Raw genomic sequence first — 13024 nt, 5'->3', positions numbered from 1 at the left:
TAGGGATACGTATGCCCTATGTTGACAGGCTTTTTTTGTTTCCATTTTTGTGAAGAGTCTGTTTGTAAAATTCAGACTCTTTTTTATTTTTTAGAAAGAAAGGTGATTTTGATGGAATTATTATTTCAATTGGCGGTTATTTTAATTGCCTCCAAAATAGCGGGGGATATCAGTGTCAGACTGGGACAGCCTTCGGTGTTGGGAAAACTGGTTATCGGTATTATTCTAGGGCCGGCTGTTTTAGGGCTAGTCGAAGAAACAACGACACTAGAACAGCTCAGCCAAATAGGAGTCATTTTGTTAATGTTCATTGCCGGCATGGAAACAGATTTGGATGAATTTAAGCGTTCAGGAAAAGCTGCCACCTTTGTGGGGTTAAGCGGAATAATTGTTCCTTTGGTGGTCGGTTTTCTGGCCGGAATTCTCATGAATATGACCACGATTGAAGCCATATTTTTAGGGTTGCTTCTTTCCGCCACAAGTGTCAGTATTTCTGTCCAGGCGCTTAAAGAGTTAAATAAAATGCAGTCAAAAGAGGGAGCAGCAATTCTTGGGGCAGCGGTCATCGATGATGTCGTGGTTATTATTGCACTGGCGTTTTTAATGAGCATGGCTGGCGGCGATGTGAATTTAAGCATAGTCATTATTAAAAAGGTGCTCTTTTTCGGTGGTGCCATTTTAGCGGCGTGGAAGCTTGTTCCATGGATTTTAAAAAAGTTTGCCCCTTTAAAGGTTACCGAGTCAGTCATTTCCGCGGCATTAATCATTTGTTTTCTTTATGCCTATTTAGCTGACGTAACTGGTGTGGCAGCCATTATTGGTGCGTATATTGCGGGTGTGGCGATCAGTTTAACAGACTTCAAAAAGGAAGTCTTTGAAAAGGTGGAAACAATCGGCTATTCCATTTTTGTTCCAGTGTTCTTTACATCGATTGGTATAAAGGCTAGCTTCGAAGGCCTTGCGCAAAATATCGGGCTTATTATTGTCCTTAGCATAATTGCTATTTTAACAAAACTTATTGGTGCAGCTGCGGGCGCTAAAATGGCCCATTTCTCATGGAACAGTTCGCTTGGAATCGGTGCAGCCATGGTTTCCCGAGGAGAGGTTGCTTTGATTCTTGCCACAATCGGTATTGAAGCTAAATTAATTAACCAGCAGCTATTTTCCATCCTAGTTATCGTTGTTCTTGTGACTACAATTGTAACCCCGCCAATGATGAAGTTTTTCTTTCAGCGAGGAGTCAAGCAAAATGCAATGAAGAGTACGGCATAAAGGAAGAGGCTGCCCTCCTGGGGCAGCCTCTTGCCGTATCAGCTGACAGATTTTAATGGACTTGACAGTGTATTGTCAGGTGTCTTTTTGCCAACATTCCGCAATCCCATTATAAATCTGGTGGTAAATATTAAGGCTGCAGCAATAATGAAAATCCCGCACAATGCCCCCACTTGGTCAGATCCTGTCCACTCAGGTAAGTGCACGGCCCACCTTCTCGGTGCACTAATTTTTCCGGCATAAAGGAATGAACCAACCAATCCGGTAAAGAAAATAAAATAAGTGGAAATAGCTAATTTATCAAAACCTGTTTGTTTCTGAGTACCCTCTGTTTTATTGAAGTAATACATGAAACCGAAAATCATCGCGATTACGCCCATTCCCATGTAGGTATGGAAATGGCCGGGAACCCATTTCGTATTGTGCATGACATGGTTAACGACAATCGTTGCATCAATAATAGCCGGTACAGCGCCAGCCACCCAGCCAAACATCGCTAGGAACATCATGCTTGAGGCAAAATCCCATTTCACGCTAGAGCGGAAAATAATCATTAAGGCGCCATAGGCTGTTACTACCATGACAGGAAGGCCGTTCGCATAGGAAAATACTTGTCCGATAATCAGCATCCATCGCGGTACGGCAAAGTCCATTAACAGATGGTGAGTATAAATCATAAGTGTGAATAAGGTAGAGAAGTTCCAAGCAATCAAAAAGGCTTTATTTGATTTCCATGGACGTCCTGTATATTCCTGCAGGATTTCATAAACCGCAATAACAGCCATATAAATTGTACAGTTAGCGAAAATATGGCCAAACGCATAGGTCAAATGCTTTGCAAGCATCGGATCAAAGGTGAAATCTGGATTGATAATGTTTATGATTGATTCCATTAGTGCAGTAGCACCAGCAAGAATTCCAACTGAATTGGCGATAATTACCATTGTTGTTGCCACAACTGCCGCCGGCGGTCCATATCCCTGTTTCCCTCTAAAGATATAATCCCAGCCCAGCGATTTTCCTAAGCCGCCGTATTCCTTGATCAGTCTTGCTGCCAAATAGAAATACATAACAAGGTAGCCGACACCAAGAATTAGAAGCCCAAACAGGAACAACAATGCCCCAGTCATCCCTTTGAATTTTGCTGAAAACGATGGAAGCGGGTACAGGAACGTCCATCCATCCGAAAAATTAAATCCGAAAATGGCGGTCAGAATTAAAACAACACCAATTAAAGACAAGGCCAAATTGGCAAAAAAGACTTTATGATTTAATTGGATATATTTTGATAGAAAGTACCACATGATGGCACTGCCGCCCAATGAAGCAATTCCAATCATACCTGTTCCATGAATGGTCATCACCTTATAAAACATCTCCGGTGAAATTTTAACAACATTTCCTTGGTTCAACAGCATAATTACGCCGAAAATCATCATCAGAACCAGTACAACTGAGGTAACCACTAACGAAAAAGCCACGCCTTTTTTAATAGATTTACGTGCATTGTTACTCATATTTAGTTACCTCCTTTTGGCTTGACGACAATATCCTTAATCATGACATGATGTCCGGTACTGCAATATTCCAAGCATAATATTTTGTAGGTACCCGGTTTTGTAAATGTTATCTCCACTACATTGGTATATTCAGGCATTGCCTGCGTCTGGGCAATTAACTGCATGTTTGGATCATATAGTCCAAAGCCATGGGTTACATCCTTGCTAGTGACACGAAACTGAACAGGTTCTCCAACGACAAAGTGGTCATCACTTAGTTCCCAGGAAAATTGCATCCCCGCAACATCCACAATCTTGCTTTTTGTATCTGCTTTGGCATGCTGGGCATGATAAGGCAGTTTACTTAATGACAGGGCAGTAGCGAACCCCATCACAGCAATAAGCCCTAAAAAATAAAACTTCCGGATTTTGTAGCCTTTCTCTTGAATAGGCCCATACTCTCGTTGTTTCCTCGACTCCCCATAAACGAAAGAAAAAGCAAGTGCAATGAGGAAAACAAAGAACAGTGTAGCGTACCATGCAATAGATTGGTACATGAAATCCCCTCCCAATATTGTTTCAAAAAACAAGTCATCCCCCAACAACTTGTTATTCCTTTACATTTTAATGTCCTTCTTGTGACAAAATAGTGAAAAAAATCATACATTCCAGTAAAACTGAAAATTTTCCTATTTAAATAACTTTTTTTCGAAAAAAATAGGAAAGTACCCCCAACATTTACATAACGTATTCGAATATTTTAGTAAATTACTATACTCGGGAGGTTAGATGATGGGAACCTTATTGATTGACATTGACAAATTACTAGAAGCTACTTCAGATCTAACATCTGAGAAAAATATTGGAAAATTGAAACCGGTAGAAATTGACAAGCTGCTTGACCGCACAAAAGATTGGTAAAAATTAGGACATAGTTCCTCCGGATATTTTTTATAGATTTTGCCTTCCATTATTGGAAGGTTTTTTTTATTTAAAAAAATACTAAAACAGTGAAACTCTTTTGATTTGCCGCTTTAAAGCAAAAAATAAATTTTGAATTTTCTATTGCTTTTGTACTAAAAAAATACTAGAATAATTTTTAATATAATTAATTTTTAGAAAAATAAATTAGGGGGATTACTTAATGAAGAAAAAAGTAAAAGGTCTTTCGATAGCTCTAGCCGGAATGCTGTTTCTTGCCGGCTGTGGAAGTAAGGAAACTTCCAGCGGCTCGGAAAAAGGCGGGGCGGATAAGGAATTTAAAGTCGGAATCAGCCAGTTTGCACCACACCCTTCATTGGATGCAGCAACAGAAGGCTTTAAGAAGGCATTAGCAGACAAAGGAATCAAAGTAAAGTTTGATGAACAAAATGCTCAAGCAGATATGAACAACACCCAAACAATTGCTAAGAATTTTGTAGGTGACAAGGTTGATTTAATCTTTGCAAATGCTACTCCAAGTGCTACAGCAGCCTTGAATGCAACAAAAGACATTCCTATTATTTTTACATCTGTAACTGATCCGGTTGGCGCAGGTCTAGTAAAAGCTTTTGACCAGCCTGGAAAAAATATTACAGGAACAACTGACAACCATCCAGAAGCAACAAAGAAAACAATAAATTTCATTACGGATGAAGTAAAAGCCAAGAATGTTGGCGTCATTTATAACTCCGGTGAGCAAAATTCTGAAGTCCAAGTAAAAGAGGTTAAGAAATTAGTAGAAGAGAAGGGTGCTAAGCTTGTAGAGGTTTCTGTTGCCAATACTTCAGAGGTTAAGCAGGCAGCTGAATCCTTGGTAGGCCGAGTGGATGCCATTTACGTACCGACTGACAATACGGTTGTTACGGCTCTTGATTCAGTTATCAGCGTAGCTAACAGCAAAAAGATTCCTCTGTTTGTCGGTGAACTTGATTCTATGAAAAAAGGTGCCGTTGCAGCAACTGGATTCAATTATTATGACATTGGCTATCAATCTGGTGTAATGGCTGCTGACATTTTATCCGGAAAGAAAAAAACTTCCGAAATTCCGGTTGAGCTGCCGAAGACTTTAAAATTGGTCATTAATAAAAAAGCTGCCGAAGCTCAAGGACTTGAAGTGAAAGAAGAATGGAGTAAGCTTGGCGAGTTTTATGACGGGAAATAGAAAAGCGGAAGCGCCTAGGCGCTGGAGCTAGACAAATAAGAGTGACGAATAGATTTTCGGGAGTCAATCTTTCTTTAGGATTGACTCCTTATGTGCTTGACACAAATTAATGTAGGTCAAATTGTTTTGGCTAAATGTCAAAAAAGGAAAGGATGAACACAATGTTTACAGCCATATTTGGATCATTCGAGGCAGGTATCATCTATGCGATTATGGCGCTGGGCGTCTATCTATCCTTTCGTATTCTAGATTTCCCGGATTTAACGGTAGATGGAAGTTTTGTTACAGGAGGCGCTATTGCCGCGGTCATGATTGCGGGGGGAGCGAATCCCTTTTTAGCAACTGTAATGGCTTTATTTGCCGGTTTTCTTGCTGGATGTATGACCGGGATCCTGCATACCTTTGGAAAAATTAACAATCTGCTTGCCGGTATTCTAATGATGATTGCCCTCTACTCCATTAACTTAAGAATCATGGGGCGTTCCAACATTCCATTATTAAATACGGATACAGCCTTTACGAAAATTGGCGATATTTTCGAAAAATCAGGAATTGATTCTTTCCTTAACGGACTGCTAACGGCAGCAGGCTTAGGTGACAGTCTTCCTGAAACATGGGGCATTCTTATTTTCATGCTTGTCGTTACCTTTATGATTAAATTCCTGACTGATTGGTTTTTACAAACGGAAATCGGGCTTGCTGTCAGAGCGACAGGAAATAATCAGCGCATGATCCGCAGTTTTTCAGCCAATACAAATCTTTTGACTGTTCTTGGACTGGGACTCTCCAATGCTTTGGTAGCTTTTTCCGGAGCATTGATTGCCCAGCAAGGCGGTTTTGCGGATGTCGGAATGGGTATCGGGATGATTATTATCGGGCTTGCATCTGTTATCATTGGTGAAGCATTGTTCGGTACTAAAACAATTGCCAGAACTACACTTGCTGTTATTGGAGGCTCCATTATCTACCGGATTGTCGTTTCAATGGCACTAAGAATTGAATTCCTCGATCCAGGAGATATGAAGCTGATAACCGCCATAATTGTCATTCTTGCTTTGACAACACCTAAGATTATTGAGCGTTCAAAAGAGAAAAAGCGGAAAGCTCGCAGAAAAGCAGAAAAACTGGGCGTAATGCAAGCATCTGTAGAGCGGAAGGGTGAAAATCATGCTGCAGTTAAATCAGATTCATAAAATTTTCAACGAAGGTTCGCCGGATGAAAAGATTGCCATTGATCATATTAATTTAACTATGAAAAAGGGAGATTTCGTTACAGTAATCGGAAGTAACGGAGCCGGTAAGTCAACGCTGATGAATATCATTTCCGGCGGTATACTACCTGATATTGGGGAAGTTTTTATCGACGGTAAAAATGTGACCACAATGTCCGAGTATAAACGTGCCAAAATGATTGGCCGCGTCTTCCAGGATCCGATGGCCGGTACCGCACCAAGCATGACAATTGAAGAGAATCTGGCAATGGCATATTCCCGGAATAAAACAAGAACCCTTAGCAGGGGTGTTACAAAAAAACGCCGCGATTATTTCCGGGAGGTTTTAGAGTCGCTTCATCTTGGACTGGAAAATCGTCTCAGTGCAAAGGTCGGGCTCCTGTCAGGTGGGGAACGTCAAGCCTTATCATTATTAATGGCAACGTTCACAGAGCCATCCATTCTCCTTTTGGATGAACATACCGCTGCCCTTGATCCATCTCGTGCAGAGTTAATTACGAATTTGACAAAGGAAATCGTCGATAAGTATAAGCTTACTACCCTTATGGTTACCCATAATATGCAGCAGGCTATAGACCTTGGGAACCGCTTGATTATGATGGATAAAGGTCAAATAATTTTAGAAGTAAACGAGGAACAGAAGAAAGGTCTAACTATTGAAGGATTACTCGAGGAATTCAAACGAATCCGCGGCGTCCAAATGGCCAGCGACCGGGCCGTCCTCTCGTAAAAAATTTTTTTGCTGGAAAGACGGACAATATTTTATTGAAATACATTTCCAACACTTAAATAGTAGAAACATACCGCTTTCGGGTATGTTTCTTTTTTATTTTAAAAAAATTAGTGTTTAATGCCTCAAAGCGTTATTGCTTTGCACTCTATTCTTGAGGGAATAGGCTGCCTCTTTATACAATGTATTTAAATTATAAATAAAGATAAGGGGGGTAAAACATGAAAGAAAGGATATCGAGAGCAGAGCAGTTGGTCGAGGACTTTTTCCCCGTAAGGGACGTGGATTATATAGAAATTTACACCGGGAATGCCAAGCAGGCATGCCATTATTTTTGTACTGCCTTTGGGTTTAGGCCAATTGCCTATTCCGGGCTTGAAACCGGGAATCGTGAAAACGTTTCCTATGTATTGAAACAGGGAAATATCCGCCTTGTTCTTACCGGATCCTACACAGAAAATACGCGGACAGCCCTATTTGTTAAAAAACATGGTGACGGCGTAAAGGATGTGGCCCTGCTGGTTGACGATGTTACAAAGGCCTTTGAGGAGGCAGTAAACAGAGGAGCTATTGCAATTGCCGCTCCATTTGAAATGAAAGATGAAAATGGTGTCGTGAAAAAAGCCGTTCTCGGTACTTACGGCGATACCATTCATACTCTTATAGAACGGAAAAATTATCAAGGTGCCTTTTTGCCTGGGTATAAGCCTTATTCTAACAATCTACCGGTAGAGGAAACAGGTTTAATTGGGTTTGACCATGTTGTTGGCAATGTTGAAAGCATGGAGGAATGGGTAGAGTACTATTCCAAGGTGATGGGCTTTAAGGAAATGAAGCATTTTAGTGATAAGGATATCACAACCGAATATTCGGCACTCATGTCAAAAGTGATGCATAACGGCGGTAGAATCAAATTCCCGATTAATGAACCTGCAGAGGGTAAGCGCAAGTCGCAAATTCAAGAATACCTGGAATTCTATAATGGCCCGGGGGTTCAGCATCTGGCCATTTTAACTGAGGATATCGTTTCAACGGTAATGGCGTTAAGGAAAAATGGTGTGGAATTCCTATCTACTCCGGGAGCCTATTATGATTCATTAGCAGAGCGGATTGGAAAGATTGATGAAGAGATTGGAAAACTGCGTGAATTGAATATTTTAGTAGACCGTGATGATGAGGGATATTTGCTGCAAATCTTCACAAAGCCGATTGTCGACCGTCCGACCCTGTTTATTGAAATCATCCAGCGTAAAGGGGCAAGGGGCTTTGGTGAAGGAAACTTTAAGGCTTTATTTGAATCCATTGAACGTGAGCAGGAGAAAAGAGGAAATCTATAAAAATAGAAAATTAGCTGTTTTTAAAAGGGCGTGGTGAAGAATGTACTACCGTCAAATGGGAAAGCTGCCCCGCAAGCGGCATACGATATTTAAAAAAGAGGATGGGAGCCTTTATAGAGAGCAGGTTATGGGTACCAGGGGGTTTTCCGGCACACAATCAATTCTTTACCATCATTACATGCCGACAGAAGTTGTAAAAGCGGAACTAAAGGGCAGTTATCTTCCGGAATATGAAGAGCAACAACCGCTTAAGCATCGACATTTTTTTACAAATAAAATTAACAGGCGTGGAGATTTCTTAAACGCAAGAGAGTACCTTTTGGGAAATCAAGATCTGTTAATCGGGACAGCGACTGTCACAGAAGGGATAAACAGCTTTTATCGAAATGGTGACGGAGATGAGATGCTGTTTATTCATACCGGCACAGGAAAGCTGGAGACGATGTTTGGGACGTTATCGTACGGACCAGGTGATTACCTGCTCATTCCGATAGGAACAATATACAGATTGATTCCTAAAGGTGCTGAACCGACAAAGATGCTGTTTGTTGAGGCATTCAGTCAAATCACGACACCTCGGCGTTATCGGAACGAATACGGGCAGCTGCTGGAGCATAGTCCGTTTTGCGAACGGGACATCCGCGGTCCGGAAAGGTTAGAAACCTATAATCAATCTGGGGAATTCGAGGTGTTAACGAAGTCACGCGGGGCTATCCATTCGCACATTATTGGCCATCATCCGCTTGATGTGGCAGGCTGGGACGGTTATTTGTACCCGTGGGCCTTTAATATAGAAAACTTTGAACCAATTACAGGAAGGATTCATCAGCCGCCGCCGGTTCATCAAACATTTGAAGGAAACAATTTTGTTGTTTGTTCATTTGTTCCGCGTCTTTACGATTATCATCCTGAGGCCATCCCGGCACCATATTATCATAGCAATGTAAACAGTGACGAGCTTCTCTATTATGTAAAGGGCAATTTTATGAGCCGTAAGGGTATCCAGGAAGGATCGATTACCCTGCACCCGAGCGGAATTCCGCATGGACCTCACCCGGGGAAAACGGAGGCGAGCATTGGGAAGAAAGAGACACTTGAATTGGCTGTTATGATTGATACCTTTCACCCATTGAAGGCTGTAAAAAATGCTCATGAATATGAGGACCCTGCCTATATGTATTCCTGGTACGAAAGGAAAGAATAGAATGGCTGAAGCAATCCAACATTAAGGTTGGGTTGTTTTTTCATTTAAGGAGGATTATTTTAATAAAAATGGTATGCTTTAGATAGAGGCTTTTGTGAGAGGTGAAATGAATGAAATTGGAAGCTATATTAGCAAAATTAAAGGAGCATACTCCAGAAATACTAGGGAGCAAGAAATTTTCAAAATATGCGGTTATGGTGCCGCTAGTATTAAAAGATGATGAAGTTCATGTCTTATTTGAGGTTCGGTCTCTTCAGTTAAAAAGACAGCCCGGTGAAATCTGTTTTCCTGGCGGCAAGATTGATTCCCATGACGAGGACGCTGAAGCCGCTGCCATCCGTGAGACAAATGAGGAACTCCGGATTGACAGAGAAGAGATATCAAAAGTCTATCCGCTTGATTACATGGTTTCGCCCTTTGGCATGATTATATATCCTTATGCAGGGTTCATAAAGAATCCGGAAAAGGTAAACCCAAATCCATCTGAAGTTGGAGAAGTTTTTACCGTGCCGTTGTCCTTCTTTTTTGAAAAAGAGCCGGAAGTTTATCATATTGAATTTAAAATGGAGCCGGAGAAAAATTTTCCGTTTGATTTGATTGTTGGCGGTGAGAATTATAATTGGCGTGCACGAGGGATGGAGGAATATTTTTATCTTTATGAAGATAAAGTCATTTGGGGATTAACAGGCAGAATTCTTGCCCATTTTATTGAGCTAATCCGCGGAGAATAAGCTTTCGCTTAGGCAGTGTGTTTATCTTAAAAATACACTGTTTTTTTTACCATTTTTCTGAATGTCCACCTGGAATGAACATTTGTACACATATAACGGAAAAAACACTTGAATAATTTCAAAATTGTACTAAAATTAAGTTTATATTTTTAAAAATTAGGAGATGTCAGAATGAAGGTCGTTAAGTTTGGGGGCTCCTCTTTAGCTTCAGGAAAACAACTTGAAAAGGTATTCCAAATTGTCATGTCAGATCCTGAACGAAAAGTGGTTGTTGTATCAGCACCGGGTAAGCGGAACCCGGAAGATATAAAAGTAACTGATTTATTAATAACTTGTGCCGAAAAATCGCTGGCAAACAGTAATCCTGTAGAAGAAATTAACACCGTTCTAGCAAGATATCGGGATATTGCAGAGGAGCTATCGCTTCCAGGAGAAATCATTGCAGATATCGAGGATGATTTATTTGCAAGATTGAACGGTGACAAGGATAAGCCTGATCGTTACATAGACCGGTTAAAAGCCGCTGGTGAAGATAATAATGCCAAATTGGTGGCAGCATTTTTCCGCAAGCGGGAAGTGGAGGCCTATTATGTCGATCCGAAAGAGGCTGGGCTGGTTGTAAGCCCGGAACCGGGAAATGCACAGGCACTGCCTGAAGCATATGAACGCTTATTTGCACTCCGGAATCAGCCTGGCATTTTAATTTTCCCAGGATTCTTTGGCTACAGCGAAGAAGGTGAAGTCTTTACGTTTTCGCGAAGCGGCTCCGATATTACTGGTTCCATTCTAGCGAATGCTTTAAAGGCTGATTTGTATGAGAACTTTACGGATGTGGATGCCGTTTATTCCGTTAACCCTTATATTGTTGAAAAACCAAAGGAAATAAAGGAATTAACATACCGAGAAATGCGGGAGCTTTCCTATGCAGGTTTTAGTGTATTGCATGATGAGGCGCTTGTGCCGGCCTTTCGTGCGGGAATCCCAGTTCATGTCAAGAACACTAATAATCCAAGTGCCCCAGGTACGAGGATTGTGGCTGAGCGAGAAAACACCAACGGGCCAGCCATCGGGATTGCCAGTGATAAAGGCTTTTGCAGCATTTATGTGAGCAAATACTTAATGAACCGTGAAGTGGGCTTCGGACGTAAACTTCTCGGGATTTTAGAAGACTTCGGATTATCATATGAGCATACGCCGTCAGGAATAGATGATATTTCCGTGATTTTACGAGAAAACCAGTTTGACGGGGAAATGGAAAAGGAAATTCTGCAGCGTATTAAATCAGAACTACACGCAGATGAAGTAAAGCTTGTCCATGGACTTTCTCTTATCATGGTGGTTGGAGAGGGAATGCGCCGAAATGTAGGGACAATGGCCAGAGCCTCCAAGGCCTTGGCAAAAGCCAAGGTTAATATTGAAATGATTAATCAGGGTTCCTCAGAGGTTAGCATGATGTTCGGTGTCAAATCAGTTGATGAAAAAAGAGCTGTAAAGGCGATTTATGAGGAGTTTTTTACAGCGGTGACCGTATAAGTTAAAAAGCAGCCTTAGTGATTGGGGCTGCTTTTATCTTCTCTTGTTCAGTTTTATCTTTGTCCTTATCCAGGACCATATCGCAATCACTAAACCGCCAAGGGTGTCGGCAATTAGGTCGGTCATCGTATCTTTATTCCCGCCGCCTTGTAGAGTCATCCCCAAAAATTGGTCACAGCTAAATTCATAAACCTCCCATAGCACACCGCCGAGAACGGCAAATGATAACGTAAATAAAAACACAAACCATGGAGATATATCTCCTCCGGCGGACCTGTGAATCAGCCGTTCATACAAGGCGATGCCGGCAAAAGCCAAAATTGCCCCGCTGACCAAATGCATAAAGCTGTCCCACCAGCCAAGCCCATACCAGCCGCGGATAGAACCCAAATATTGTGAACCCACTAAAAAAATTAAATAGGAGATGACAATGGGCAGATTAAATTGGAGCTTTGTAAATAACGCCAACAGAAGCGGGATTGCCCCGCAGACAATGCCGCCTATCGCCACCGTTGATTTAAAGGATTGCCCCTGATTATGGTAATAGACAGCTAAAATTGCCATGAAAATTACGTACAAACCACTTAATAAAAGGACAAGTTTTCGATTCATATATGCCACCTAACCTACACAGTCTGTTTTCTAACCTTTGCATAAACAGCCACGAGGATTCCCCCTGCAAGACCGAACAGCAGATCTAGCATCGTATCTTTATTGCCGCCTCTTTGCATCGTGTGCGTAAAAGTGATATCCCCTAAAAACTCGTAAATCTCCCATAGGGCACTTGCTAAAACGGATAATGAGAGGACAAACAGAAAAAGAATCCAGGAGGAGACCTCATTTCTTATGTTCGCTCTTATCATATTCTTAAATAAGGCAATTCCTACAATTCCCACATACACTCCTTTATAAAAATGAAGAGTGGAATCCCACCATTTGTGATGCAAATAAAAACTTGCGATGGACCCTAAATATAACGAGCAAAATAAAAAGAAATAATACCCTATGATAAGGGGGATGTTGAACGGATTGTTTTTAAAGCGCAATATAAATAGAGGAAGGGCACTGACCAAAATTCCGCCAAGGGCTACCTGCCATCTGGATGAGTCCCCCTTCATAATGTATAAAATAAATAGGACAGCCATAAATAAAATAAAAATCACACTTAAAACACCAAGAACCTTTCGCCACATAATTGCACCTCTTTACAAGAGTCCTGCCTGATATTATGCCCATTATGTTCCGATTTTACCCGAGTATGTATCCGGCACTCGCCAATTGCATATTAAAAATGTATAGTAATACTGGAATAGATAGTAACTTATATTGAATAACTTTGTGGA

The 13024-nt window shown here is 41.2% G+C and carries 13 protein-coding genes; 9 read left to right on the top strand and 4 right to left on the bottom strand.

What is annotated here, in order from left to right; all coding sequences use genetic code 11:
- The first annotated feature begins 111 nt into the window (after window positions 1-111).
- Window positions 112-1272, top strand: a complete 1161-nt coding sequence (locus tag ACZ5B7_RS20615; RefSeq protein WP_464490835.1) for a cation:proton antiporter — start codon at window positions 112-114, stop codon at window positions 1270-1272.
- Between the two features lie 38 nt (window positions 1273-1310).
- Here the strand turns inward: ACZ5B7_RS20615 and ACZ5B7_RS20610 are convergent, their stop codons facing one another.
- Together ACZ5B7_RS20610 and ACZ5B7_RS20605 are read right to left on the bottom strand one after the other, a co-directional pair.
- Window positions 1311-2789: a cbb3-type cytochrome c oxidase subunit I gene (locus ACZ5B7_RS20610; RefSeq protein ID WP_378583560.1), complete on the bottom strand. Its 1479-nt coding sequence runs from the start codon at window positions 2787-2789 to the stop codon at window positions 1311-1313.
- Window positions 2790-2791: 2 nt separating this feature from the next.
- Window positions 2792-3328, bottom strand: coding sequence for a cupredoxin domain-containing protein (locus tag ACZ5B7_RS20605; protein WP_464490834.1), 537 nt, complete (start codon window positions 3326-3328; stop codon window positions 2792-2794).
- 232 nt (window positions 3329-3560) lie between these two features.
- Here ACZ5B7_RS20605 and ACZ5B7_RS20600 point away from each other — a divergent pair, with 232 nt between their 5' ends.
- The 8 genes from ACZ5B7_RS20600 (at window position 3561) to ACZ5B7_RS20565 (ending at window position 11681) form a co-directional block, all read left to right on the top strand.
- On the top strand, window positions 3561-3692 hold the full coding sequence (locus tag ACZ5B7_RS20600; protein WP_284035935.1) for a hypothetical protein: 132 nt from the start codon (window positions 3561-3563) through the stop codon (window positions 3690-3692).
- Window positions 3693-3915: 223 nt separating this feature from the next.
- Complete coding sequence (locus ACZ5B7_RS20595) at window positions 3916-4914, top strand: ABC transporter substrate-binding protein (RefSeq protein WP_464490833.1); 999 nt, start codon at window positions 3916-3918, stop codon at window positions 4912-4914.
- A gap of 161 nt (window positions 4915-5075) precedes the next feature.
- Window positions 5076-6107 (top strand): ABC transporter permease, encoded by a 1032-nt coding sequence (locus ACZ5B7_RS20590; RefSeq protein WP_464490832.1) that lies wholly within the window; start codon window positions 5076-5078, stop codon window positions 6105-6107.
- Window positions 6082-6876, top strand: a complete 795-nt coding sequence (locus ACZ5B7_RS20585; RefSeq protein WP_213145206.1) for an ABC transporter ATP-binding protein — start codon at window positions 6082-6084, stop codon at window positions 6874-6876. The genes ACZ5B7_RS20590 and ACZ5B7_RS20585 overlap by 26 nt, the downstream gene beginning before the upstream one ends.
- Before the next feature lie 221 nt (window positions 6877-7097).
- The gene (hppD, locus tag ACZ5B7_RS20580; protein ID WP_464490831.1) at window positions 7098-8213 is read left to right on the top strand and encodes a 4-hydroxyphenylpyruvate dioxygenase; all 1116 of its coding nucleotides are present in this window, start codon (window positions 7098-7100) and stop codon (window positions 8211-8213) included.
- Window positions 8214-8253: 40 nt separating this feature from the next.
- Entirely contained in the window at window positions 8254-9417 is a 1164-nt protein-coding gene (locus tag ACZ5B7_RS20575; protein WP_464490830.1) for a homogentisate 1,2-dioxygenase, read from the top strand.
- Window positions 9418-9527: 110 nt separating this feature from the next.
- Window positions 9528-10148, top strand: coding sequence for an NUDIX hydrolase (locus tag ACZ5B7_RS20570; protein WP_464490829.1), 621 nt, complete (start codon window positions 9528-9530; stop codon window positions 10146-10148).
- 171 nt (window positions 10149-10319) lie between these two features.
- Window positions 10320-11681, top strand: a complete 1362-nt coding sequence (locus ACZ5B7_RS20565) for an aspartate kinase (protein WP_464490828.1) — start codon at window positions 10320-10322, stop codon at window positions 11679-11681.
- A gap of 33 nt (window positions 11682-11714) precedes the next feature.
- On the opposite strand, the gene ACZ5B7_RS20560 is transcribed toward ACZ5B7_RS20565, so the two are convergent.
- Both ACZ5B7_RS20560 and ACZ5B7_RS20555 read right to left on the bottom strand, forming a co-directional pair.
- Entirely contained in the window at window positions 11715-12293 is a 579-nt protein-coding gene (locus tag ACZ5B7_RS20560) for a DUF2238 domain-containing protein (RefSeq protein ID WP_464490827.1), read from the bottom strand.
- A 14-nt stretch (window positions 12294-12307) separates the two neighbouring features.
- On the bottom strand, window positions 12308-12874 hold the full coding sequence (locus ACZ5B7_RS20555; RefSeq protein ID WP_464490826.1) for a DUF2238 domain-containing protein: 567 nt from the start codon (window positions 12872-12874) through the stop codon (window positions 12308-12310).
- Window positions 12875-13024 lie beyond the last annotated feature (150 nt).

The sequence above is a fragment of the Neobacillus sp. S1115 genome, from assembly GCF_055385565.1.
The sequence above is the reverse complement of the archived record's forward strand: the minus strand, read 5'-3'. Positions and strand labels throughout refer to the sequence as shown.

What these genes read in the sequence shown, in the direction of transcription:
- ACZ5B7_RS20615 (WP_464490835.1), top strand. Translation starts at nt 112, where the DNA reads ATGGAATTATTATTTCAATTGGCGGTTATTTTAATTGCCTCCAAAATA.
- ACZ5B7_RS20610 (WP_378583560.1), bottom strand. Translation starts at nt 2,789, where the DNA reads ATGAGTAACAATGCACGTAAATCTATTAAAAAAGGCGTGGCTTTTTCG.
- ACZ5B7_RS20605 (WP_464490834.1), bottom strand. Translation starts at nt 3,328, where the DNA reads ATGTACCAATCTATTGCATGGTACGCTACACTGTTCTTTGTTTTCCTC.
- ACZ5B7_RS20600 (WP_284035935.1), top strand. Translation starts at nt 3,561, where the DNA reads ATGATGGGAACCTTATTGATTGACATTGACAAATTACTAGAAGCTACT.
- ACZ5B7_RS20595 (WP_464490833.1), top strand. Translation starts at nt 3,916, where the DNA reads ATGAAGAAAAAAGTAAAAGGTCTTTCGATAGCTCTAGCCGGAATGCTG.
- ACZ5B7_RS20590 (WP_464490832.1), top strand. Translation starts at nt 5,076, where the DNA reads ATGTTTACAGCCATATTTGGATCATTCGAGGCAGGTATCATCTATGCG.
- ACZ5B7_RS20585 (WP_213145206.1), top strand. Translation starts at nt 6,082, where the DNA reads ATGCTGCAGTTAAATCAGATTCATAAAATTTTCAACGAAGGTTCGCCG.
- hppD (WP_464490831.1), top strand. Translation starts at nt 7,098, where the DNA reads ATGAAAGAAAGGATATCGAGAGCAGAGCAGTTGGTCGAGGACTTTTTC.
- ACZ5B7_RS20575 (WP_464490830.1), top strand. Translation starts at nt 8,254, where the DNA reads ATGTACTACCGTCAAATGGGAAAGCTGCCCCGCAAGCGGCATACGATA.
- ACZ5B7_RS20570 (WP_464490829.1), top strand. Translation starts at nt 9,528, where the DNA reads ATGAAATTGGAAGCTATATTAGCAAAATTAAAGGAGCATACTCCAGAA.
- ACZ5B7_RS20565 (WP_464490828.1), top strand. Translation starts at nt 10,320, where the DNA reads ATGAAGGTCGTTAAGTTTGGGGGCTCCTCTTTAGCTTCAGGAAAACAA.
- ACZ5B7_RS20560 (WP_464490827.1), bottom strand. Translation starts at nt 12,293, where the DNA reads ATGAATCGAAAACTTGTCCTTTTATTAAGTGGTTTGTACGTAATTTTC.
- ACZ5B7_RS20555 (WP_464490826.1), bottom strand. Translation starts at nt 12,874, where the DNA reads ATGTGGCGAAAGGTTCTTGGTGTTTTAAGTGTGATTTTTATTTTATTT.